The following is a 22,570-nucleotide window of genomic DNA, read 5'->3' on the forward strand; positions in this document are numbered from 1 at the left end:
TTCGCTCGGATAGTTCGGGGATGTTCCGGACCGGACCGGGGTAGCGACACGGCGCGATGGATCACTGGCTGCCTGCACGTGCCGGGAAACACACCAGCGATAAGGTAGAATTATCTCTCCCTGCCGATGCCGGGCGTGTCGGCACCCAAGGGAGGGAGCGATCATGGGATGGGATCAAGCGCAGGCGCACGGCGCGTCCGGCCGACGGATCACGGGCAGCGCGCATCGAGACCTTCTGTTCGGCGGGAGCGGCAACGACACCATCGTCGGCCATCGTGGCAACGACTATATGGAAGGCGGCGCAGGCAGCGACCGCTTTGTCCTCGATCCCGGAGATGGCTGGGATTGCATCGGCGACTTCCAGGGCGGTCCGGGCGGCGATCTGCTGGATCTGCGCGGCTGGGGCGGGATCGGCAGCCTGGAGGATGTGCTGGCCCATTCCCATCAGGACAGCGACGGGCTGGTCCTCGATTTCGGACCGCGCGACGGGGTCAAGCTGATGGGGCTGTCACGGGACGATCTGACGGCCGACAATCTGCGGCTGAAGGCCAGCCGTTCGAAGGCGGACGCCGTGTTCGCGGCCTCCGACAGCGGTCATGGCGACGAGCTGTGGGGAACGGACGGGCGCCGGGCCTTCCTTCTGCGGGACATCGCCCCGGGGACCGCCTCATCGGATCCGCAGGGCTTGGTCGAGGCGGACGGGCATGCCTATTTCAGCGCCGACGACGGCGTGCATGGCCGCGAGCTGTGGATGACGGACGGTACGCCGGGCGGCACCCGCATGGTGGCCGACATCCATCCGGGTGCAGCGGGCTCCGGGCCGATGGCGTTGACCGTCTTGGACGGCAAGCTGTACTTCCAGGCCGACGACGGACAGCATGCGACGGAGCTGTGGGTCAGCGACGGCACCGCCGCCGGGACCCATATGGTGAAGGACATCGCCGACAAGCCGGCTGGTTCCTATCCCTACGATCTGACGGCGGTCGGGGACGAGCTGTTCTTCTCCGCCACCGACAGCGAGCATGGACGAGCCCTGTGGCGGTCTGATGGAACGGCGGCCGGAACGGTGCTGGTGAAGGACTTCTTTCCAGGAGGGTTCGATCCGCCGGTGCCGCTGCCCATCTTCCCCGGTCATCTGACGGCGGGCGGGGAAGAGGGTCAGCAGCACCGGCTGTTCCTGACGGGCTGGGACGGCACCGGTTCCTACAGCCAGCTGTGGGTGTCCGACGGAACCCTGGCGGGGACAGTCAAGCTACTGGAGGGGCTTGGAGAGGATCCGAAGAGCGGGCACACCCTGTCTCTCGCCATGGCGGGAGATACGCTGTTCTTCAATCGGGGCGATGATCTGTGGAAGAGCGACGGCACTCCGGCGGGCACGGTCCTGGTCAAGGATTTCCCGTCCCTGGGCTTTTCCCGCTCCAAGCAGTTCTTCGCCTTCGACGATCAGGTCGCTTTCGTTGCCGGGAGCGAGCAGAACGGCTACGAACTCTGGACGTCGGACGGGACGGAACTGGGAACGCGGATGGTCAAGGACATCGCGCCCGGCCGCGCCGACGCCAACATCGCGAACATCACCGTTGTGGACGACACGCTGTTCTTCACCGCCGATGACGGCGTGCATGGCGACACCCTGTGGCGAAGCGACGGCACCGCGGCGGGCACACGGATGGTCGCCGACAAGGCCCACCACACGAGTTGGACGCAGCCCACCAGTCTGGATGCCACGGGCGGCAACCTGTATTTCAGCGCGACCGATTCCACCCAGGCAGCGGCCCTGTTCCGCCTGGATGTGGACAGGGGGGTGGTGACGGAACTCGCTGGTGCGCAGCCCTTCAGCCTGCCCAACGGCAGTGTGCAGGTCGTCGGGGTCTGACTTTTCCGGCAGCCGTCTTCACAGCAGGGGCAGGTCGCTGCCGCCATTGACGATGTCGACGGTGCCGGAGATCAGATTCTCCCCATAAAGCGCCTCCAGATCGATGCCGCCGGCCGGGCGCACCGGGCGGATGGCGCGGATCCAGCCGGCGATGGCCTGTTCCTGACGACGGCGGATCGCCTCGGCGTCCTCGACCGTCACAGGTTTGAAGGACAGGCTGTCACCGGGACGCAGGCGGCCGGCACGGGCCAAGTCGGCGGAGATCACCGTGGCGATCTTGGCATAGCCGCCGGCCGTCTGGTGGTCGTTCAGCAGCAGGATCGGCTGCCCGTTGCCCGGCACCTGGATGGAGCCGGTGACCAGCCCGTCCGACGGAATGTCGGCGGAGCCGCGATGCTCCAGCGCCGGTCCCTCCAGCCGCAGCCCCATGCGGTCGGCCTGCTTGCCGACGCGGTAGGTCGCTGACAGGAAGGTCTCCAGCGCCGCCGCGGTGAAGCGGTCCTCCTGCGGTCCCGGAACGACGCGCAGCGGCCCGGCGCCGTAATCGGGCGGCTGCGGCAGTTCCACGTCCGGGCCGTCCGGGGCGGCGTCCAGCGTGAGCGGCAGCCGGTCCCCCTCGGCCAGCGGCCGTCCGCCCAGCGGGCCGATGCCGGCGCGCACATAGGTGGACAGGCTGCCCATCACCGGTGCCAGCGCGAAGCTGCCGGCCACCGCCAGACAGGCGACCGACGCCCCGTCCACCGCCCCCAGCCGCAGCACGTCGTCCGCAAGCAGGGTGTGGCTGCGGTGGGGCTCCAGCGGTTGCGCCGCGGCGCCGTCGCGCTCCAGCGTCAGCGCCAGCGGACCGACCGCGGCGATGCGGACCGACGGCGCATCCACCCGCAGGGCAGGGCCGAGCAGGGCGATCTCCAGCCCGGCCGCCCCTTGCGGATTGCCGACCAGCGCATTGGCCAGCCGCAGCGCCACCGGGTCGAGCGCGCCGGCCACCGGCATGCCGAGTTCCTGGAAGCCGAATCGTCCCAAATCCTGGACCGTCGCGAACAGGCCCGGCCGGACCACCGTCAGGAAGGCGGCCATCACGCCGCCCTCAGGCTGGCGGGGTCGAAGCGCCCGGCGGATGCCGCCTCGGCGATGCCGTCGAAGGTCGCGCGGTCCACCGCCTCGAAGCGCACCCGGTCGCCGGCCGCCAGCAGCACCGGATCGGGCCGGCCGCCGTCATAGAGCGGCACCGGGCAGCGGCCGATCAGGTGCCAGCCGCCGGGGCTCTCCCACGGATAGACGGTGGTCAGCCGCCCGGCGACGGCGACGGAGCCGGCCGGAACCCGCACCCGCGGCTCGGTCCGGCGCGGCCGGTCCAGTTCGGCCGGCAGGTCGCCCATATAGCCGAAACCCGGCATGAAGCCGAGCATGTAGACGAAATACTCCACCGACCCATGCAACGCCGCCACCCGCTCCGCGGTCAGGCCCAGCTGGTCCGCCAGTTCGGCCAGATCGGGGCTGAGGTCGGGATCGTAGCAGACCGGCAGCCGCCACAGCCGCCCCTCCGCCGGCGTCGCGCCGCTGCCGGCCAGTGCCGCCTCGACCGCCGCCTGCATCTCCCGCCGCCCGGTCGATACCGGGTCGTAGACCACCAGCAGCGAGCGGAAGGTCGGCACCGTCTCCACCAGTCCCGGCGGCGGAGCCGCTTTCAGCCGGGCGTGCAAATCCATGACGCGCGCGTTGGTCGCGCGGTCGATGGTCTCGCCGAACTCGACATTGAAGGCGGTGTCGCCGGCACTGGTGAAACGGACTTGCACGTTTCCCTCGTTAACCAATCATCATCGACGGCAGCCACGACACCATGCCGGGGAACACCCACAGCAGCGCCACCATCACCACCATCAGCAGGAAGAAAGGCAGGCTGGCCTTGCCGATGGTGAAGATGTCCTTGCCCGTCATCGATTGCAGGACGAACAGGTTGAAGCCGACCGGCGGGGTGATCTGCGCCATCTCCACCACGATGATGATGTAGATGCCGAACCACAGCAGGTCGATGCCCGCCCGCTGCACCATCGGCAGGATGACCGAGGTGGTCAGCACGACCATCGAGATGCCGTCGAGGAAGCAGCCCATCACCACGAAGAAGGCGGTCAGCGCCACCAGCAGGGCCGCCGGCGACAGCTGCATGGTGGTGATCCATTCCGCCAGCAGGCGCGGGATGCCGGTATAGCCCATCGCCACCGTCAGGAAGGCGGCACCCGCCAGGATGAAGCCGATCATGCAGGAGGTGTGGGCGGCACCGAACAGGCTGTCGCGGAAGGTCGTCCAGTTCAGCGTGCCGGTCACCAGCGCCAGCACCAGCGAGCCCAGCACGCCGATGCCGGCGGCCTCCGTCGGGGTGGCGATGCCGACATAGATCGAGCCCAGCACCGCGGCGATCAGCAGCATGACCGGGATCAGCGCGCCGGTGTCGCGGATCTTCTCCCCGAAGCTCTGCGACGGTTCGGGCGGCGGCACCCGGCCGGGATTCAGCAGCGACCACCCGCCGACATACAGCATGAACAGGCCGGTCAGCACGATGCCGGGAATGACGCCGGCGATGAACAGCCGGGCGATCGACACGTCGGCCGCCACGCCATAGACGATCATGATGATCGACGGCGGGATCAGCAGCCCCAGCGTGCCGGCCCCGGCCAGCGAGCCCAGCGTCATCATCGGGTCGTAGCCGCGGCGGTTCAGTTCCGGAATGGTCATGCGGCCGATGGTGGCGGCGGTGGCGGCGGACGAGCCGGACACCGCGGCGAAGATCGAGCAGCCGATAATGTTCACATGCATCAGCCGGCCGGGCAGCCAGCCGGTCCAGGGTGCCAGTCCCTTGAACATGTCGGACGAGATGCGGGTGCGGAACAGGATCTCGCCCATCCAGATGAACAGCGGCAAGGCGGTCAGCGTCCAGGAGGTGCTGGCCCCCCAGATGTTGGTCGCCATCACCATGCCCACCGGCCTTGCGGTGAACAGCGCCATGGCGACGAAGCCGACGCCGGCCAGCGCCAGCGCCACCCACACGCCGGCCCCCAGCATCAGGAACATCGTCACCACGACGACGATGGATGCGGTCGTCTGATCCATCGCTCAGCCCTCGCTCTGCATGCCGGCATGCTGGTAGGAGGCGTCGCGCCCCTGCAACACGGCCAGCAGATCGTCGATCAAGGCGATGACCAGCACCACCAGACCCACCGCCATCAGCGCCTGCGGCATCCACAGCGGGACCGGCAGCACGCCCTGGCTGAGATCGCCGAAATCGTAGGAATCGTAGGTCATGCGCACCCAGTACCAAGCGAAATAGCCGCTAAGCGCGGTGGCGAAGCCCAGGCAGAGCAGTTCCATCACGCGGCGGGCGGCGCCGTTCAGCCGTTCCACCAGCACGCCGACGCGGATGTGCGCGCCGCGGCGCAGCGCCGGCCCCAGCATCAGGAAGAAGGACGCCGCCATGCAGTAGCCGGCAAGCTCGTCGGCCCCCGGCACCATGACGTTGAGCAGCCGGGAGACCACCTGCGTCACGATCAGGACGGCGATGGCGGCAAGAAGGACCGCGCCCAGGATCTCGGCGGCGCGGTAAAGGATGGACAGTGCGGTGCGCATGGCGCAACCACCTCCTGCGGTCGGGACGGAGCGAAGGGGCTTGGAGGGAGCCCGGCCGGCCGCCATTTCTGGGGCGGTGCCGGCCGGAGGCATCCGGACCGGTTACTTGCCGAAGGCGGAAATGATCGCCTCGCCGTCGGCGCCGGCCGCCTTGGTCCATTCCGCGGTCATGGTCTTGCCGATGGCGGACAGGCCTTCCTTCAGCTTGTCGGACGGCGGCAGGACCTTCATGCCGTTGTCGGACATGGTCTTGTTCAGATCGGCCGTCTTCTTCTCCCACTCGGCCCATCCGGTGGCCTCGGCCTTCGCCGCGGCGTCCTGGATCGCCTTCTGGGTGCCGGCGTCCAGCCCCTTCCAGACCTCGGAATTGACGAACACCATGTTGCGCGGCAGCCAGGCCTGCACGTCGTAATAGACCTTCACGAAATCCCAGGCCTTGGTGTCGACGCCGGTGGCGGCCGAGGTGATCATCGCGGTGACGATGCCGGTGCCGAAGGCCTGCGCCACTTCGGCCGCCTCGATCTTCACCGGGATGGCACCGCTCAGTTCGGCGATGCGGGTGGTGGCCGGGTTGTAGGCGCGGAACTTCTGGCTCTTCAGCCCTTCGACCGACTGGATCTCGTCCTTCACATACAGGCCCTGCGGCGGCCACGGGATCGAGTAGAGCAGCTTCAGGCGCTGGCGCTCCAGCTTCTTCTCCAGATAGGGCTTGGAGACCTCGTACAGCTTGTGGGCGGACTTGAAGTCGGTGGCGAGGAAGGGCACCGAATCGAGGCCGTAGAGCGGATCCTCGTTCGCCCAGGAGCTGATCAGCACTTCGCCCAGCTGGGCCTGTCCGGACTGGACCGCGCGCTTGATCTCCGGATGGCGGATCAACGAGCCGTTGGAATGGACGGTGATCTGGATCTTGCCGGCGGTGGCCGCCTTCACGTCGTCGGCGAACTGCTTCACCACGATGGTGTGCAGGTTCGTGTCCGGATACGGGGTCGGCATGTCCCAGGTCTCGGCCGCGGCCGCCATCGGCCCGGCGGCGACGCCCAGCCCCAGCAGGCCGGCGACAATGGGACCGGCCATCCGGGCAGTGGCCGAACCGGCCATCCGGCCAATGAGTCGGGAGTGCAGCGTGTGAGCGGTCATGATGTTCGAAAAGCCCCCTGTTGTTGCCCGATGCGGCATCCGCCGGCCTTCTGGCCGGTCGGAGGAGGGCGCGTGCCGCCCCCCTGATCCCGCCCTTATTCGGACTCCAAAGGTTCACCGTTCCGAACCGTCCGTCAAACCCCGTGTGAGGCCCGGCGGGAAAAAAGTCAGCGCTGCCCGCCGCTTATCGGTTGCACCGCACCCGCCGGTCAGTAGATCAGCTCGTTCTCGCCGCTGCCCTCGGCCAGGACCAGCTCGCCGCGGGCGGCCAGATCCTTCGCCAGCTGCACCATGTACATCTGCGCCTCGTCCACGTCGCGGACGCGGACCGGACCCATCGCCGCCATGTCTTCGCGCAGGATCTTGGCGGCGCGCTCGGACATGTTGGAGAAGAACAGATCCTTCAGCGACTCCGACGCGCCCTTCAGCGCGGTGCCCAGCTTCTGCTTGTCCACTGTCCGCAGCATCGTCTGGACGCCGCTGGGGTCGAGCTTCGACAGATCCTCGAAGGTGAACATCAGCGACTTGATGCGCTCGGCGCTGTCGCGGTTGCGCTCCTCCAGCGCCGCCATGAAGCGGTGCTCGGTGGTGCGGTCCAGCCCGTTGAAGATCTCCGCCAGCATCTCGTGGCTGTCGCGCCGGCTGGTGCGGGCGAGGTTGGTCATGAACTCGGTGCGCAGCGTGCGCTCCACGTCGTCCAGAACCTCCTTCTGCACCGCCTCCATGCGCAGCATGCGCATGATCACTTCCATGGCGAAGCTTTCCGGCAGCTGCGCCAGGACGCGGCCGGCATGGTCGGAGCGGATCTTGGACAGGACGACGGCGACGGTCTGCGGATATTCGTTCTTCAGATAGTTGGACAGCACCGACTCGTTCACGTTGGTCAGCTTGTCCCACATGGTGCGGCCGGCCGGACCACGGATGTCCTCCATGATCTGGTCGACCTTGTCCTTCGGCAGGGTCTTCAGCAGCAGCCGCTCGGTCGAATCGAAGGAGCCGACGACGGTGCCGCTCGACGACATCTGCTCGGCGAACTCGACGAACAGGCGCTCGATCAGGTTGGCCGACACGGTGCCCAGGTTGGCCATCACCTGGGACAGCTCCTTGATCTCCTCGTCGTCCATCAGGGAGAACAGCTTGGACGAATGCTCCTCGCCCAGCGCCAGCATCATGATGGCGGCCTTTTCCGGGCCGGTGAGGGTCCGGTAGTCCTCACGAACCTTCTGAGCCATTGCTACCCTTCACGATGCGCTGATCCATTGATGCGCGATCATTGCGGCAAACATCGTTAACAAACGATAAGGAAGACGCCGGGGGCATACGAAAACAGGCATTTCGGAACCGAATCCGGACAGGGACGGTTGGAGGTTGCATCCCCATCCCCCCGCGAAAGGTGGCCTTCATGTCCGCCCGTGCCGCCCTTCTGCTGCCCTGTCTGCTCACCTTCCTGCCGGCTTCCGCCCTGGCGGAACGGGCGGTGACCGTCGAGGGCTCCGACTGCCGGGTGTGGGACCAGTATCCCGACCGGCGCAAGACCGTCCGCTGGTCCGGCGCCTGTCCGGACGGCTGGGCCGGCGGACCCGGCGTGCTCAGCTGGTTCTATGACGGCCGCTATGACGGGCAGGTGGAGGGCACGCTGGTCGACGGGCGGATGGAAGGGCAGGGGCGCGTCACCTGGCGCGACGGCCGCCGCCTCGATGGGAATTTCAGCAATGGGCTGGTCTCGGGTCAGGCGACCCATGTCTGGGCCGATGGCCGCGTCTATGAGGGGGAGTGGCAGGACGACCGCCGGACCGGCTTCGGCACGCTCACCTTCCCCAGCGGCAACAAATATGTCGGCCGCTTCCAGCGCAACCGCCCGACCGGAGAGGGGGAGTTCGTCACTGCCGACGGCCGCCGTTATCGTCCGCGGATCGACGCCCGGGGCACCGTCGGCGCCGGTGCCGCGCTTGACCGCCCGCCCCAATCGGCCTCCATCCCGGCGGCCGCGGACGCCGACCCCAGTCGGCCAACGCCGCCGGCCCGCGCCGGCCGGCCGCAGAAGCTGGAAGACTGGCTGAACCAGTCCGACCGACTCCTTCGCGACCGTTCCCGCTGACGGCTTGGCCCCCGCACAGACGGCATACGGCCATATGTGAAAATGGATTTACAGAAATATGCCATTCCTGTAATTCTGTACTCACAAGGGCCGTGCTGACGCTGTTGAGGGGGATCGGGGGATGGAGCCGCCCATTCAGACGGGATCGCTGCTGATCCGCATGCAGAACTGCCAGCAGCAGCTTCCGGCCGCCCTCGCCAAGGTGGGGGAGTGGGCGCTGGCCTATCCCTTCCGCACCGCGACCCTGAAGATCGGCGAACTGGCGGCGGCGGCCGAAGTGTCGGTGGCGTCGGTCAACCGTTACGCCCGCTTCCTCGGCTATGACGGCTTTCCGGAGTTCCGCGAAGACCTGCTGCGCGCCTTCGAATCGACCTTCGCGCCGGTGGAAAAGCTGCGCGTCGCCGTCCAGCGCGACACCTCCAACGCCGAGATCATGCGGGAATCGCTGGCCAGCGACGCCGGCAACATCGCCCGCACCATGGAGCTGCTCCAACCCGAGCAGTGCGAGGCCGCGATCCGGCTGATCCGCGAGGCCGGCCGCGTCGTGGCGCTCGGCCTCGGCGACAGCGCCTATCTCGCCCTGTTCCTGGCCGACGTGCTGGAGCCCTATGTCGACAACGTCCGCGAAGCCATCGAGTTCGCCGGCACCGAGCGCACCATCCGCCGGCTGATGACGGTCAGGCCCGGCGATCTGGTGATCGCCATCACCTCGCCGCGCTATTCGCGCCGGACCATCGAGCATCTGCAGCTGTGCCGGGAGCGTGGGGCCAAGGCCATCGCGCTGACCGATGCGCCGGACAGCCCCATCGTGCCGCTGGCCGACGTCACCCTGCTGGCCGGGGCCGACCATGGCGTGCGCCACAGCTCGCCCACTGGGTTGATGGCGCTGATCGTGGCGCTGGGTACCGCGCTGTCCCGCTCCGGCCCGGACAGCGTCGGACAGGCCGCCGACGTCGCCGAACGCATCCTGCCCTACCTCCACGTCGTGCCGAAATCGAACCGCCCGACGGAGTGATCCGGGCCGATCAACCGGGGCCTTCCCCTCCACGCGCCGAAGAAGTTGGAAAGCGATGACGATCTCCTATTGGAACGGGCGTTACCTGCCGCTGGACGAGGTCCATGTGTCGCCGCTGGACCGCGGTTTCCTGTTCGCCGACGGCCTCTATGAGGTGACCGCGGCCTACCAGGGCCGCCTGTTCGAGCCGGAGGCCCACATCGCCCGCCTGCAACGCGGCATGTCGGAGCTGCGCATCGACTGCGCGCTGTCGGCCGGCGACTGGCTGGGCATCATGGAGCGGCTGGCTGCGGAGTCCGGCATCGACGGCGACCTGACGGTCTATCTCCAGGTCACCCGCGGTGCCGCATCCAGCCGCGGCCACGCCTTCCCGGCCGGCGTCACCCCGTCGGTGTTCGGCATGGCCAGCCCGCTGAAGCGCCCGCCCGCGGCGTGGCGCGACCAGGGCGTCGCCGCCATCACCATCCCCGACATCCGCTGGGGCCGCTGCGACCTGAAGACGGTGGCGCTGCTGGGCAGCGTGCTGGCGCAGCAGGCGGCGACCGATGCCGGCGTGGTCGATGCGCTGCAACTGCGCGACGGTCTGGTGACCGAGGGAGCCGCCACCAACATCTTCGTGGTGAAGGATGGCGTCATCGCCACCCCGATCAACGACAACCGCATCCTCCAGGGCATCACCCGCATCGTCATCCTGCGGCTGGCGGCGGAGGCCGGCCTGCGGCTGGAGGAGCGCGACATCCCGGCGGCGGAACTGGAAACGGCCGACGAGATCTGGATCGCCAGCACCACCAAGGAAATCACCCCCGTCACCAGCCTGAACGGCAAGCCGGTCGGCAGCGGCGCGCCGGGCATGGTCTGGCGCCGCCTGTTCGCGCTGTTCGCCGAAAGGCTGTCCCGATGAGCGGTGCCGCTGCCGTGAAAGCGGTCGACACTGCACCGGCTCTGCTGTCGGTGGAGGGGCTGAGCGTCGCCTTCGACGGCGACCACGGGCCCCTGCGCGTCGTCGACGATGTCAGCTTCACCGTGGCGCCCGGCGAGACGGTCGCCATCGTCGGCGAATCCGGCTCGGGCAAATCGGTGACCTCGCTGTCGCTGATGCGGCTGGTCGATTATGCCGGCGGCCGCATCGTCGGCGGGCGCATCCGTTTCAAGGGGCGCGACGGGCGCGAGCGCGACCTCGCCACGCCGCCGGCCGAAGCGCTGACCGACATGCGCGGCAACGACATCGCCATGGTCTTCCAGGAGCCGATGACGTCGCTGAACCCGGTCTTCACCATCGGCGACCAGATCGCCGAGGCGGTGATGCTGCACCAGGGTCTCGACCGCAAGGCGGCGCGGGCGGAGGCGCTGCGCATGCTGGAGAAGGTTCGCATTCCCGAACCGGCCCGGCTGCTCGACCGCCATCCGCACCAGCTGTCGGGCGGCATGCGCCAGCGCGTGATGATCGCCATGGCGCTGTCCTGCAAGCCGTCGCTGCTGATCGCCGACGAGCCGACCACCGCGCTCGATGTCACCATCCAGTCGCAGATCCTGCGGCTGATCCGCCTGTTGCAGGACGAGATGGGGATGGGCGTCATCTTCATCACCCACGACATGGGCGTGGTGGCGGAGGTGGCCGACCGTGTCGTCGTGATGTGGCGCGGCCGCAAGGTGGAGGAGGGGCCCGTCGAGCGCATCTTCCAGGCGCCGCAGCACCCCTACACCAAGGCGCTGCTGTCCGCCGTGCCGAAGCTGGGCGCCTTGCGCGGCCAGGATCTGCCGGTGCGCTTCCCGCTGCTGGTGGTGGACGAGGCCAAGGTGGACGCCGGGGGGGCAGAGGCCGCTCCTCCGGCTCCACCGCCGGTGCAGGACACCGTGCGTGCCGCCGACGCCCCGCTTCTGGAGGTGCGCGACCTCACCACCCGTTTCGACGTGCGCAAGGGCATCTTCGGCTCGCTCAAGGCCCGCGTCCATGCGGTGGAGAAGGTCAGCTTCGCCGTCCGTCCGGGCGAGACGCTGGCGCTGGTCGGCGAGTCCGGCTGCGGCAAGTCGACCACCGGCCGCACCATCATGGGGCTCCAGTCCGCCACCTCCGGAACCATCCGCTTCGACGGCCTCGACACCGCGACGCTCGATTCCAACGGTCAGGCGAAGCTGAAGGAGAAGATCCAGTACATCTTCCAGGATCCCTTCGCCTCGCTGAACCCGCGCATGACCGTCGGCTTCAGCGTCGCCGAGCCGATGCTGGTCCATGACTATGCGCCCGCATCCAGGCCGGGCCTGTCGCGCCGCCGCGCCATCGAGGAGCGGGTGGCGGAACTGCTGACCCAGGTGGGCCTCAAGCCGGAACATGCGCGCCGCTATCCGCACGAATTCTCCGGCGGCCAGCGCCAGCGCATCTGCATCGCCCGCGCCATCGCCTGCGACCCCAAGCTGATCATCGCCGACGAGGCGGTGGCTGCGCTCGACGTGTCGATCCAGGCGCAGATCGTCAACCTGCTGATGGAGCTTCAGGCCAGGCGCGGCCTGTCCTACCTGTTCATCAGCCACGACATGGCGGTGGTGGAGCGGGTCAGCCACCGCGTCGCGGTGATGTATCTCGGCCAGATCGTCGAACTCGGCCCCCGCCGCGCCGTGTTCGAGAATCCCCAGCATCCCTACACCCGCCGCCTGATGGCGGCGGTGCCGATCGCCGATCCCAGCCGCCGCACCCGCGACCTGCGGCTGCTGACAGGCGAAATCCCGAGCCCCATCCGCTCCATCGGCGACGAGCCGACGGTGCAGCCGCTGGTACCGGTCGGCGAGGACCATTTCGTCGCGCGCCACGCCGTCGGCGGCGATTTCTGAGTTTGCCGACGGCGATTTCTGAACCAAAAAAGCAGGGAGCCTACACGTGAACCGCTTCGCCCTTCCGCTTCTCGCCGGCCTGCTCGCCGGCACCGCGCTGGCCGGTCCGGCCTTCGCCGCAAAGGACCTCGTTGTCGGCCTGCCCGACAACATCACCACGCTGGACCCGGCCGACATCAACGACACGCTGTCGCAGTCGGCCAGCCGCACCATGCTCCAGGGACTGTTCGGCTTCGACAAGGACATGAAGCTGGTGCCGCTGCTGGCCGAGAGCTTCACCGTCAACGACACCGCCACCGAATACACCTACCGCCTGCGCAAGAACGTCACCTTCCATGACGGCACGCCCTTCAACGCCCAGGCGGTGAAGACCAACTTCGACCGCCTCGCCAACCCGGCCAACCGGCTGAAGCGCCAGAGCCTGCTGGCGATGCTGGCCGAGACGGTGGTGGTCGACGACTACACCATCACGCTGAAGCTGTCGCAGCCCTTCGGCGCGCTGAACAACAACCTCGCCCATCCTGGCGCCATGATCCACAGCCCGAAGGCGCTGGAGACCTTTGGCAAGGAGATCGGCCGCCATCCGGTCGGCACCGGCCCCTACAAGTTCGTCAGCTGGGAAGCGGACACGCTGAAGGTCGAGAAGAACGACAAGTACTGGAAGCCGGGCCTGCCGAAGATCGACCACGTCACGCTGAAGAGCGTGCCGGAGAACGGCAGCCGCATCGCCATGCTCCAGACCAACGAGGCGCAGTTCATCTATCCGCTGCCGCCCGAGATGGTGAAGATGGTGGAGGCCAACACCCAGCTTGAGCTGATCGACGCCCCGTCGATCATCGCCCGCTATGTGGCGATGAACACCATGAAGAAGCCGTTCAACGACCCGCGGGTCCGTCAGGCGCTGAACTACGCCATCGACAAGAACGCCTACGCGAAGGTGGTCTATCGCGGCTATGCCGGCCCGCTGGATTCGGCGATCCCGTCCAAGCTGGGCTTCCACGTCACCCAGCCGAACCAGTACACCTACGACCTTGCCAAGGCGAAGGCGCTGCTGGCCGAAGCCGGCTATCCGAACGGCTTCGAGGCCGAGATGTTCGGCCGCAACAGCACCAACTTCATCCGCGGCATGCAGTTCGTCCAGCAGCAGTTGTCGCAGATCGGCGTCAAGCTGACCGTCACCCCGCTCGAATCCGGTGTCGAGACCGCCCGCGTCTGGGGTGTCGAAAAGCCGGAGGATGCCACGGTGCAGATGCAGTATGGCGGCTGGTCGGCCTCGACCGGCGACGCCGACTGGGGCCTGCGCCCGCTGCTGTGGGGCAAGGGCTTCCCGCCGAAGTTCTTCAACGTCGCCTACTACAAGAACGACACGGTCGACGCCGCCATCGAGACCGGCATCGGCACCGCCGACACCGCCAAGCGCGCCGAGGCCTACCGCGTCGCCCAGGAGCAGATCTGGAAGGATGCGCCCTGGATCTTCCTCGGCGTCGAGAACCTGCTGGCCGGCAAGTCGAAGAAGCTGACCGGCTTCTACTACGTCGCCGACGGCGGCCTGCAGATGGAAGAGGCCGATCTGCAGTGATGTGAAAAATCGCCCTCTCTCCCCCGCTCTCGCGCAAACGAAGTTTGCGCTGACGCGACAGGCGGACCTTCGGTCCGCCGATAGCGGCGAGAGGGAGGGGACCCGCCGCGTAGCGGTGGGGAGGGTGAGGGGGCCGGCGCGCTTGCGCGCCGCGAAGGGGCATACTGCCCCTTCGCCATCCCCTGGCACGGGCTGAGGCCCGTGCTGCCCCCTCACCCTAACCCTCTCCCCAGGGGGGAGAGGGAATTTCTTCGCCGCCTCCACCAGGACCTCTGCCCCATGCTGAAATATCTCGTCGGCCGTCTTGCCGGCATCCTGCCGGTTCTGCTGGTGATCTCCGTCTTCGTCTTCGGCTTCGTCCATCTGCTGCCGGGCGATCCGGCGCGGCTGGTCGCCGGGCCGGATGCGACCCAGCAGGACGTCGAACTGGTGCGCCAGGATCTCGGTCTCGACCAGCCGCTGTGGGTGCAGTATGGCCGCTTCCTCGGCAATGCGGTGCAGGGCGAGTTCGGGCGGTCGATGAAATCCAAGCGGCCGGTGTCGCAGGAGATCGGCGAACGCTTCCTGCCCACGCTCTACCTCACCATCGTCGCCATGGTGTGGGCGACGCTGGCGGGCCTGCTGATCGGCGTCGCGTCGGCCACCAGGCGCGGGCGCTGGCAGGACCATGTCGGTATGGTGGTGGCGGTGTCGGGCATCGCCTTCCCGTCCTTCTGGCTCGGGCTGCTGATGATCGACCTGTTCTCGGTCAAGCTCGGCTGGCTGCCGACCAGCGGCTACGGCACGTGGCAGCATTACGTCATGCCGTCGCTGACGCTCGGCCTCGGCGTCGCCGCGGTGATGGCGCGCTTCACCCGCTCCGCCTTCATCGAGATCGCGCGCGAGGATTACGTCCGCACCGCGCGGGCCAAGGGCGTGCCGGCCCGGCTGGTGGTGTGGAAGCACACGCTGCGCAACGCGCTGATCCCGATCATCACCATGGTCGGTTTGCAGTTCGGCTTCCTGCTCGGCGGGTCCATCGTGGTGGAGACGGTGTTCTCCTGGCCGGGGCTGGGCCGGCTGCTGGTGGATAGCGTCAATTACCGCGACTACACCGTCATCCAGGCGGAGATCCTGCTGTTCTCGCTGGAGTTTATCATCATCAACCTGCTGGTCGATGTGCTGTACGCCTTCGCCAACCCCGAGATTCGCTACTCATGACCACGACAGACGCAACCGCCGTGGCTGTGAGCCACGAAGCCGTCCGCTCGCCGCTGCGCGAGTTCTGGCGTAAGTTCCGGCGCAACCGCACCGCCATGGCGGCAGGAGTCTGTCTGCTGGCGCTGGTGCTGGCCGCGGCGGCGGCGCCGTGGATCGCCCCCTTCGACCCGGCGGCCTTCGATTACGACCGCATTTTGGAAGGCCCCTCGGCCGACCATTGGGCCGGCACCGACGCTTACGGTCGCGACATCCTGAGCCGCATCCTGTGGGGGGCCCGCATCTCGTTGGCGGTCGGCCTGCTGTCGGTGCTGCTCGGCGGGGTGGCCGGCGTGGCGCTGGGCCTGATCGCCGGCTTCCGCGGCGGCTGGATCGACAGCCTCATCATGCGCGTCTGCGACGTGCTGCTGGCCTTCCCCGGCATCCTGCTCGCCATCGGCATCGTCGCCATCCTGGGGCCGGGGATCGAGAACGTCATCTATGCGGTGGCGATCTTCAGCGTCCCCGTCTTCGCCCGTCTGGTGCGCGGCAGCACGCTGTCGCTGAAGCGCGCGGTCTATGTCGACGCCGCCCGTGCCATCGGCGTGCGCGACCGGCTGCTGATGGTCCGCCACATCCTGCCCGGCACGCTGCCCAGCGTGATCGTCTATGTCTCGATGCGCATCGGCACCTCGATCCTGACGGCGGCCAGCCTCAGCTTCATCGGTCTCGGTGCCCAGCCGCCCAGCCCGGAATGGGGCGCCATGCTGGCCGATGGGCGCAGCTACATCGGCGTCGCCAGCCACGTCACCTTCTATCCCGGTCTCGCCATCTTCCTGACGGTGCTGGCCTTCAACCTGCTCGGCGACGGACTGCGCGATGCCCTCGACCCGAAACTCCGCTGAGCCGGGCTCCGCTGACGGCGGCAGACGCGCGCGGGCCTTCGGGCTCGCCTGCGGCCGGCTGACGCCGGGGCCGCGCAACGCCATCACCGACGTTCCGGGCGTGCGCGTCGGCCATGTCACGCTGGATGACGGTTCGATCCAGACCGGCGTCACCGCCATCCTGCCCCATGCCGGCAACCTCTACCGCGACAAGCCCGTCGCTGCGGCCGAGGTGCTGAACGGCTTCGGCAAGAGCGTCGGGCTGATGCAGGTGGAGGAACTCGGCGCGCTGGAAACCCCGATCCTGCTGACCAACACCCTGTCGGTTGGCACCGCGTCGACCGCCCTGGTCCGCCACGCCGTCGCCGCCAACCCCGACATCGGCCGCACCACCGCCACCGTCAATCCGCTGGTGATGGAGTGCAACGACGGCCCGCTGAACGACATCCAGGCTCTGGCGGTGACGGAGGCCCACGCCGCCGCCGCCCTCGCCGCCGCGCTGTCCGACGCGGACGGTGCGGAGGTCACGGTCGGCTCGGTCGGCGCCGGTCGCGGCATGTCCTGCTTCGGCTTCAAGGGCGGCATCGGCACCGCCTCGCGCCGCCTCAAGCTGGACGGCAAGCGCCATCACCTCGGCGTGCTGGTGCTGGCGAATTTCGGCCGGCCGGGCGAACTACGCTTGCCCGATGGTCGCCGCGTCGCGTTGCCGGCCAGGGACGATGCGCCGGAGAAGGGCTCCGTCATCGTCATCGCCGCCACCGACGTGCCGCTCGACCACCGCCAGCTGCGCCGGGTGATCCGCCGCGCCGGAGTCGGGCTGGCGCGGGTGGGATCCTTCTGGGGCCATGGCAGCGGCGACATCGCGCTGGGCTTCACCACCGCCAACCGCATCGACCATGACGAGCGGGCCGACATCATCCCCCTGCGCATGCTGAACGAGCGCCGCATCGACGCGCTGTTCGAGGCGATGGCCGACGCGACGCAGGAAGCCGTCCTCGACGCGCTGGCCGCCGCCACGCCGGTGGTGGGCCGCGACGGCGCCACCCGGCCCTGCCTGTCAGACCTACTGATTTCCGGGAGCATTCCGTGAAGATCTACATCTCCGCCGACATCGAAGGGGTGGCCGGCGTGGTCTCCCAGCAGCAGGTGACGCCGGGCAATGCCGAGTACGAGCGCGCCCGCCGCCTGATGACCGCCGAAGTCAACGCCGCCATCGAAGGCGCGCTGGAGGCCGGAGCCAGCGAAATCCTGGTCAACGACAGCCACGGCCCGATGGTCAATCTGCTGCCGGACGAACTGCACCCGGCCGCCGAACTGATCCTCGGCCGGCCCAAGCCCATCGGCATGTTCGCCGGGCTGGAGCCGGACGCCGCCGGGGTGATGTGCGTCGGCTTCCACACCTCCGCCCGCCAGTACGGCATCCTCGCCCACACCACCAACAGCTTCGCCTTCGGCCGCGTCCGGGTGAACGGGCTGGAACTGGGGGAGGCCGGCAATTACGGCGCCTATGCCGGCGAGATCGGCGTGCCGGTGATCCTGCTGAGCGGCGACGACCGCTTCGCCGCCGAGATGGCGTCGCTGTTCCCGGACGCCGAACAGGTGGTGGTCAAGCAGGCGCTCGGCCAGAGGGCCGCCCGCTCCGTGGCCCCGTCGGTCGCCCGCGACCGCATCCGCGAGGCCGCAAGCCGCGCCGTCCGCCGCGCGGCGAGCATCCCGCCCTTCCGCGTGCCGCCGCAGGCCGACGGCGCGCCTTACCGGCTGGAGATCGAGATGAACAGCCCGGCGCTGGCCGATCTGGCGTCGCTGATCCCGGTGTCGGAGCGCCTGGATCCCGTCACCATCCGGTTGCCGGCCGCCAGCATGGCCGCCGCGCTCGGCTGGATCAACACCCTGTCCGCCATGTCGGCCACCCTGCGCTGAGACCTACCCCCATGACCATTTCCCACCCGCAGCCTTTCGCCCTTGCCATCCATGGCGGCGCCGGCACCATCAAGCGCAGCGCCCTGACCCCGGCGCTGACCGAGGGCTACCACGCCGGCCTGCGCCGGGCGCTGGCCGCCGGGCACGAGGTGCTGGCCGACGGCGGCAGTGCGCTCGACGCCGTGACAGCCGCCGTGATGGCGCTGGAGGACGAGCCGCTGTTCAACGCCGGCCGCGGCGCTGTCTTCACCGCCGAGGGCGTGCAGGAGATGGACGCCGCCATCATGGACGGCCGCGACCGCGGCGCCGGTGCGGTGGCCGGCCTGTTCGGTCCGCGCAACCCCATCCTGGCCGCCCGCGCGGTGATGGAGCACACGGAACACGTCCTGCTGATCGGCGAGGGCGCGCTGGATCTCTGCCGCCGCCAGGGTCTGGCGATGGAGGAGGCCCCCTATTTCTTCACCCAGCCGCGCTGGGACGCCCTCCAGGCCGAGCTTGAGCGCCGCCGCTCCGGCACCCCCGACGATGGAGACGAGCAGCGCCGCCACGGCACGGTGGGCGCCGTCGCCCGCGACCGCGACGGCAATCTCGCCGCCGCCACCTCGACCGGCGGCATGACCGCCAAGGCCAAGGGCCGCGTCGGCGACAGCCCGGTGATCGGGGCCGGCACCTTCGCCGACAACATCACCTGCGCGGTCTCCGCCACCGGCCACGGCGAGCATTTCATCCGCCGCTGCGCCGCCCACGAGATCGACGCCCGCATGCGCTGGGCCGGCCAGACCCTGGAGCGCGCCGCCGGCGACGTGGTGGACGAGCTGGGCGTGATCGGCGGCTCCGGCGGCCTGATCGCCATCGACCGCGACGGCCGGGTGGCGCTGCCCTTCAACTGCTCCGGCATGTATCGCGGCGCCATCGGCCCGGAAGGGCTGCCGATGACGGCGATCCACCGCGAGGAGTTCCGCATCGGCTGACCCTCCGGCAAGAGAGTCCCCCTTGTCCCCGCTGGACAGGCGGAGGGCGGCGTCCCACGTTGCTGCTTCATCAGTGCAACAGCCGGAACGGAGGATGGCGTCATGCGGGCGATGGTGATTTCGCGGTTCGGCGGTCCCGACGTGTTCGAACTTCAGGACCGGCCGCGCCCGGTCGCGGGGCCGGGCGAACTGCTGGTGCGGGTGGTGGCGTCGGGCACCAACCCGGTGGACGCCAAGATTCGTCAGGCCGGAAGCTGGGCCGGCATCCCCTTCCCGGCGGTGCTGGGCTATGACGTGTCGGGCGTGGTGGAGGAGGCCGGCCCCGGCGTGACCGGCTTCAAGCCCGGCGACGAGGTGTTCTACACCCCGGAGATCTTCGGCAATCCCAACGGCAGCTATGCCGAATACACCGTCGCCGCCGCGTCCATCGTCGCCCACAAGCCGGCCGGCCTCTCCCATGTCGAGGCGGCGGGCATCCCGCTGGCCGGCGGCACGGCGTGGGAGGCCATCGTGCGGCGTCTGGCGGTGCGGCCGGGCGAGACGGTGCTGATCCATGGCGGGGCCGGCGGCGTCGGCAGCTTCGCCATCCAGTTCGCCAAGGCGGCCGGCGCCCGCGTGCTCGCCACCGCCAGCAAGGCCAACCACGAGGCGATGCGCGATCTCGGCGCCGACGTGACGCTCGACTACCGCGACGCCGACGTGGTGGACCAAATCCTGCGCGAGGCGGGCGGGGCAGGGGTGGACGCGTCCTTCGACACCGCCGGCGGCAATGTGCCGCTGAGCACCCAGGTCACGCGCCCCTTCGGCCGCATCGCCACCATCCTGCCGCCGACCGGCGACCTGAACGCGCTCTATGTGAAGAACCAGACCCTCTACGGCACCTTCCTGACCCGCGAGGGCGCGCGGCTGCGCGAGATGGCGCCGCTGTTCGTGCGCGGGCAGGCCAAAGTGATCGTCGATGCCGTCCTGCCGTTGGAAGAGGTCGGCAAGGCGCACGAGCGGCTCGATTCCGGCCACGGCCGCGGTAAGATCATCCTGCAAGTGGGCGCCTGACGCGAGGTCGGGCCGGGCTTTCGAAGGACGGTCGTGGTGTATATCTGGCTTATCGGGCTGCACGTCACGGCGGTGACGCTCTGGATCCTGGGGATGTCCGCCGCCGCCATCCTGATCAGCGCCCTGGACGCCACGACCGCCGCCGAGGAAGGACCGGCCCGCCTGCTGCGCGCCGCCGCCCGCTGGGAGCGCCGCGTGACCTCCCCGGCGATGGGGCTGGCGTGGCTGCTGGGCATCACGCTGGTGGTGGTCGGCGGCTGGGGCTTCGAGCCGTGGTTGGTGGCGAAAGTGATCATTGTCACCGCCCTCTCCGCCCTGCACGGCAAGCTCGCCGCCGGGCTGCGCCGGCTGGGCGACGCGGCGTCCGGGCCGGATGCGCGGCCGGTCTCCGGTCTGCTGCGCTTCTCCCCGCTGGCGGTGATCGCCGGGGCCATCGCCATCGTGACGCTGGTGGTGGTGAAGCCCTACTGAACACGGTATGGTGTCGGACCGGGAGGGGCCGGCCCGTTCGACCCTGTGCCCGGCCGGTTCGGTTTCAGTGCGAAAGGACCCCCCATGGCCGTCGCCAAGACCACGATCTGCCTCTGGTTCGACAAGGACGCCGAGGCCGCCGCCCGCTTCTATGCCGAGACCTTCCCCGACAGCGCGGTGACCGCCGTCCACCGCGCCCCCGCCGACTACCCGTCCGGCAAGGCGGGCGACGTTCTGACGGTCGAGTTCACCGTCGCCGGCCTCCCCTGCCTCGGCCTGAACGGCGGCCCGGCCTTCACGCATAGCGAAGCCTTCTCGTTCCAGATCGCCACCGACGACCAGGAGGAGACCGACCGCTATTGGACCGCCATCACCGGCAACGGCGGCCAGGAGAGCGCCTGCGGCTGGTGCAAGGACCGCTGGGGCATCTCCTGGCAGATCACGCCGCGCGTGCTGACCGATGCGCTGGCGGCGGGCGGAGAGGAAGCCAAGCGGGCGTTCGAGGCGATGATGGGGATGAGGAAGATCGATGTGGCGGCGATTGAGGCGGCGAGGAGGGGGTGAGGCACTACTCCGGTGCCGGATTCGCGCCTGAAACAGCGATTTCCATGGGAATTCATCCAGTAACCCAGCGCTATCACCGCTGATACGATGCCGATAAATTTTTGAGGCAATCTCAACGTATAGCATGAGTCCTCTGAACAAAAACTGTCTAGACATATGGCGGCGATTCGTTCTACTAAACCCTAGGGACGTATGCATCAATGTTGCATCGTGCTAAAGGTTGGCGCATTTGCTACTTTTTACTGCTTACTTGCTGGGATTAGGAGATTCGTCGTGGATACAGCGGGCTATAAAGGCATTTGGGTTGAACAGCATAGCAAGCAGTTCCTCCAACTCACCTTGCCAGCGTCGCTGATTGCGAAGATTAGTTATGCTGCTGTGAGAGGTCGTGACAATGAGCCTGGAGCTATTCAGCGAGTGCTCAGTACACGGAGAATTAGTTCAATTAAGGATTTCATGCTGAGTGGCGGTGATTTTCCTTCGAACATTATTTTAAACTGGGCTGTTCCTGATCATCCCATTCTTGCGAATGGTGAGATGTTCCAGATTCCGGAAGTGGAACGGGCTGCACAGATTATTGACGGCCAACACCGAGTGGCAGGAATGCGAGCGGCGATTGAAGAAAAGCCAGAAATGGGGAGCTTCCAAGTTCCGGTAAGTATCTATGATGGTCTTTCGCCGCAGCAATGCGCGAATATTTTCTTGGCAATCAATACTGAGCAGAAGCCAGTTCCTAAGAGTTTGGTTTACGATCTCTATGAACTTGCGGGCGAAGCTCTGGTTGATGATGCAGCTCTAAGAGCAAGGGATATAGTTGATGCTCTCAATTCGGAAGATGGTTCTCCTTACTTTGGAATGTTTAAATACCCGGGCGAACCACGCCGTAAAGGAGGCATCGCGCTTTCCACAGCCGTGACGGAACTTAAGCCTCTTTTTGAAAAAAAGGGTGATTTCGAACAGATTGGGCTCGATTCTCTTGAGACTCAGAAGTTAGCCCTTATGAACTTCTGGGGTGTCATTGCCTCAAAATGCGGAGATCGTTGGGGAGATCCAAAAAACGCGTTTCAATATGCGTCTGGATTCTCAGGTGGCATTGAGTTCTTCAAGCGTCGACTAATACCATATTGTGCTCAAAGGCGATCGTTCCGTAGAGATTTACTCGAGAGAGTTATAAGGCTTGAGCCGAGTACTGTAGTCCTGCAAGAGGAAGTAAAGGGGGTTGGGGGTAAGGATGCCCCCAGGGTTGTGTTCGATAGACTGGTTTCATTGTTCGAGCCACAAGATGCTGTAGGCGAGTTTGACGTCTAATGCTACACACTGCTGGTATATGGTGCGCTCACCGATATGGAGCGTCTCAGATAAGTCCTCTAACTCATTTAGAG

Annotated in this window: 21 protein-coding genes; 15 read left to right on the forward strand and 6 right to left on the reverse strand. The window is 67.6% G+C overall.

Annotation, left to right across the window (positions count from 1 at the left end):
- Positions 1-163: 163 nt before the first annotated feature.
- Positions 164-1,873, forward strand: a complete 1,710-nt coding sequence (locus ABNQ40_RS15760; protein WP_158285582.1) for an ELWxxDGT repeat protein — start codon at positions 164-166, stop codon at positions 1,871-1,873.
- A gap of 18 nt (positions 1,874-1,891) precedes the next feature.
- On the opposite strand, the gene ABNQ40_RS15765 is transcribed toward ABNQ40_RS15760, so the two are convergent.
- From ABNQ40_RS15765 to fliG, 6 genes are all read right to left on the reverse strand, one after another.
- Positions 1,892-2,950 carry a biotin-dependent carboxyltransferase family protein gene (locus ABNQ40_RS15765; RefSeq protein ID WP_109049792.1) on the reverse strand — a complete coding sequence of 353 codons (1,059 nt, stop codon included), beginning with the start codon at positions 2,948-2,950 and terminating at the stop codon, positions 1,892-1,894.
- Positions 2,950-3,669, reverse strand: a complete 720-nt coding sequence (pxpB, locus tag ABNQ40_RS15770; RefSeq protein WP_109049793.1) for a 5-oxoprolinase subunit PxpB — start codon at positions 3,667-3,669, stop codon at positions 2,950-2,952. The genes ABNQ40_RS15765 and pxpB overlap by 1 nt, the downstream gene beginning before the upstream one ends.
- Before the next feature lie 10 nt (positions 3,670-3,679).
- Positions 3,680-4,981, reverse strand: a complete 1,302-nt coding sequence (locus tag ABNQ40_RS15775; protein WP_109049794.1) for a TRAP transporter large permease — start codon at positions 4,979-4,981, stop codon at positions 3,680-3,682.
- A gap of 3 nt (positions 4,982-4,984) precedes the next feature.
- Positions 4,985-5,494, reverse strand: a complete 510-nt coding sequence (locus ABNQ40_RS15780) for a TRAP transporter small permease (protein ID WP_109049795.1) — start codon at positions 5,492-5,494, stop codon at positions 4,985-4,987.
- 102 nt (positions 5,495-5,596) lie between these two features.
- Entirely contained in the window at positions 5,597-6,568 is a 972-nt protein-coding gene (locus ABNQ40_RS15785; RefSeq protein ID WP_109049796.1) for a TRAP transporter substrate-binding protein, read from the reverse strand.
- Between the two features lie 272 nt (positions 6,569-6,840).
- Complete coding sequence (fliG, locus tag ABNQ40_RS15790; RefSeq protein WP_098737244.1) at positions 6,841-7,863, reverse strand: flagellar motor switch protein FliG; 1,023 nt, start codon at positions 7,861-7,863, stop codon at positions 6,841-6,843.
- Between the two features lie 170 nt (positions 7,864-8,033).
- Here fliG and ABNQ40_RS15795 point away from each other — a divergent pair, with 170 nt between their 5' ends.
- The 14 genes from ABNQ40_RS15795 (at position 8,034) to ABNQ40_RS15860 (ending at position 22,496) form a co-directional block, all read left to right on the forward strand.
- Positions 8,034-8,729, forward strand: coding sequence for an MORN repeat-containing protein (locus ABNQ40_RS15795; RefSeq protein WP_109049797.1), 696 nt, complete (start codon positions 8,034-8,036; stop codon positions 8,727-8,729).
- 121 nt (positions 8,730-8,850) lie between these two features.
- A complete protein-coding gene (locus tag ABNQ40_RS15800; RefSeq protein ID WP_109049798.1) occupies positions 8,851-9,744 on the forward strand; it encodes a MurR/RpiR family transcriptional regulator in 894 nt (297 codons plus the stop codon).
- A gap of 55 nt (positions 9,745-9,799) precedes the next feature.
- A complete protein-coding gene (locus ABNQ40_RS15805) occupies positions 9,800-10,645 on the forward strand; it encodes a D-amino acid aminotransferase (protein WP_109049799.1) in 846 nt (281 codons plus the stop codon).
- Positions 10,642-12,570, forward strand: coding sequence for a dipeptide ABC transporter ATP-binding protein (locus ABNQ40_RS15810; RefSeq protein WP_109049800.1), 1,929 nt, complete (start codon positions 10,642-10,644; stop codon positions 12,568-12,570). Before ABNQ40_RS15805 ends, ABNQ40_RS15810 begins: the two co-directional genes overlap by 4 nt.
- 46 nt (positions 12,571-12,616) lie before the next feature.
- A complete protein-coding gene (locus ABNQ40_RS15815; protein ID WP_109049801.1) occupies positions 12,617-14,149 on the forward strand; it encodes a glutathione ABC transporter substrate-binding protein in 1,533 nt (510 codons plus the stop codon).
- Positions 14,150-14,428: 279 nt separating this feature from the next.
- A complete protein-coding gene (gene gsiC / locus ABNQ40_RS15820) occupies positions 14,429-15,349 on the forward strand; it encodes a glutathione ABC transporter permease GsiC (RefSeq protein ID WP_109490589.1) in 921 nt (306 codons plus the stop codon).
- Positions 15,346-16,230: an ABC transporter permease subunit gene (locus ABNQ40_RS15825; RefSeq protein ID WP_109490588.1), complete on the forward strand. Its 885-nt coding sequence runs from the start codon at positions 15,346-15,348 to the stop codon at positions 16,228-16,230. Before gsiC ends, ABNQ40_RS15825 begins: the two co-directional genes overlap by 4 nt.
- A complete protein-coding gene (locus tag ABNQ40_RS15830) occupies positions 16,205-17,299 on the forward strand; it encodes a P1 family peptidase (RefSeq protein ID WP_109490587.1) in 1,095 nt (364 codons plus the stop codon). The genes ABNQ40_RS15825 and ABNQ40_RS15830 overlap by 26 nt, the downstream gene beginning before the upstream one ends.
- Positions 17,296-18,129, forward strand: a complete 834-nt coding sequence (locus ABNQ40_RS15835; RefSeq protein WP_109490586.1) for a M55 family metallopeptidase — start codon at positions 17,296-17,298, stop codon at positions 18,127-18,129. Before ABNQ40_RS15830 ends, ABNQ40_RS15835 begins: the two co-directional genes overlap by 4 nt.
- An 11-nt stretch (positions 18,130-18,140) precedes the next feature.
- A complete protein-coding gene (locus tag ABNQ40_RS15840) occupies positions 18,141-19,100 on the forward strand; it encodes an isoaspartyl peptidase/L-asparaginase family protein (RefSeq protein WP_109490585.1) in 960 nt (319 codons plus the stop codon).
- A 102-nt stretch (positions 19,101-19,202) separates the two neighbouring features.
- Positions 19,203-20,153: a zinc-dependent alcohol dehydrogenase family protein gene (locus tag ABNQ40_RS15845; RefSeq protein ID WP_109490584.1), complete on the forward strand. Its 951-nt coding sequence runs from the start codon at positions 19,203-19,205 to the stop codon at positions 20,151-20,153.
- A gap of 36 nt (positions 20,154-20,189) precedes the next feature.
- On the forward strand, positions 20,190-20,624 hold the full coding sequence (locus tag ABNQ40_RS15850; protein ID WP_247880138.1) for a CopD family protein: 435 nt from the start codon (positions 20,190-20,192) through the stop codon (positions 20,622-20,624).
- 84 nt (positions 20,625-20,708) lie between these two features.
- Complete coding sequence (locus ABNQ40_RS15855; RefSeq protein ID WP_109490582.1) at positions 20,709-21,188, forward strand: VOC family protein; 480 nt, start codon at positions 20,709-20,711, stop codon at positions 21,186-21,188.
- 273 nt (positions 21,189-21,461) lie between these two features.
- Entirely contained in the window at positions 21,462-22,496 is a 1,035-nt protein-coding gene (locus ABNQ40_RS15860) for a DGQHR domain-containing protein (protein WP_199235446.1), read from the forward strand.
- Positions 22,497-22,570 lie beyond the last annotated feature (74 nt).

This window comes from Azospirillum sp. A23, assembly GCF_042938965.1.
Taxonomy (GTDB): Bacteria; Pseudomonadota; Alphaproteobacteria; order Azospirillales; family Azospirillaceae; genus Azospirillum; species Azospirillum melinis.

Excerpts from the sequence above, each read along its gene's own strand:
- ABNQ40_RS15760 (WP_158285582.1), top strand. The coding sequence starts at position 164 with ATGGGATGGGATCAAGCGCAGGCGCACGGCGCGTCCGGCCGACGGATC.
- ABNQ40_RS15765 (WP_109049792.1), bottom strand. The coding sequence starts at position 2,950 with ATGGCCGCCTTCCTGACGGTGGTCCGGCCGGGCCTGTTCGCGACGGTC.
- ABNQ40_RS15775 (WP_109049794.1), bottom strand. The coding sequence starts at position 4,981 with ATGGATCAGACGACCGCATCCATCGTCGTCGTGGTGACGATGTTCCTG.
- ABNQ40_RS15780 (WP_109049795.1), bottom strand. The coding sequence starts at position 5,494 with ATGCGCACCGCACTGTCCATCCTTTACCGCGCCGCCGAGATCCTGGGC.
- ABNQ40_RS15785 (WP_109049796.1), bottom strand. The coding sequence starts at position 6,568 with ATGGCCGGTCCCATTGTCGCCGGCCTGCTGGGGCTGGGCGTCGCCGCC.
- fliG (WP_098737244.1), bottom strand. The coding sequence starts at position 7,863 with ATGGCTCAGAAGGTTCGTGAGGACTACCGGACCCTCACCGGCCCGGAA.
- ABNQ40_RS15795 (WP_109049797.1), top strand. The coding sequence starts at position 8,034 with ATGTCCGCCCGTGCCGCCCTTCTGCTGCCCTGTCTGCTCACCTTCCTG.
- ABNQ40_RS15800 (WP_109049798.1), top strand. The coding sequence starts at position 8,851 with ATGGAGCCGCCCATTCAGACGGGATCGCTGCTGATCCGCATGCAGAAC.
- ABNQ40_RS15805 (WP_109049799.1), top strand. The coding sequence starts at position 9,800 with ATGACGATCTCCTATTGGAACGGGCGTTACCTGCCGCTGGACGAGGTC.
- ABNQ40_RS15810 (WP_109049800.1), top strand. The coding sequence starts at position 10,642 with ATGAGCGGTGCCGCTGCCGTGAAAGCGGTCGACACTGCACCGGCTCTG.
- gsiC (WP_109490589.1), top strand. The coding sequence starts at position 14,429 with ATGCTGAAATATCTCGTCGGCCGTCTTGCCGGCATCCTGCCGGTTCTG.
- ABNQ40_RS15825 (WP_109490588.1), top strand. The coding sequence starts at position 15,346 with ATGACCACGACAGACGCAACCGCCGTGGCTGTGAGCCACGAAGCCGTC.
- ABNQ40_RS15830 (WP_109490587.1), top strand. The coding sequence starts at position 16,205 with ATGCCCTCGACCCGAAACTCCGCTGAGCCGGGCTCCGCTGACGGCGGC.
- ABNQ40_RS15840 (WP_109490585.1), top strand. The coding sequence starts at position 18,141 with ATGACCATTTCCCACCCGCAGCCTTTCGCCCTTGCCATCCATGGCGGC.
- ABNQ40_RS15845 (WP_109490584.1), top strand. The coding sequence starts at position 19,203 with ATGCGGGCGATGGTGATTTCGCGGTTCGGCGGTCCCGACGTGTTCGAA.
- ABNQ40_RS15855 (WP_109490582.1), top strand. The coding sequence starts at position 20,709 with ATGGCCGTCGCCAAGACCACGATCTGCCTCTGGTTCGACAAGGACGCC.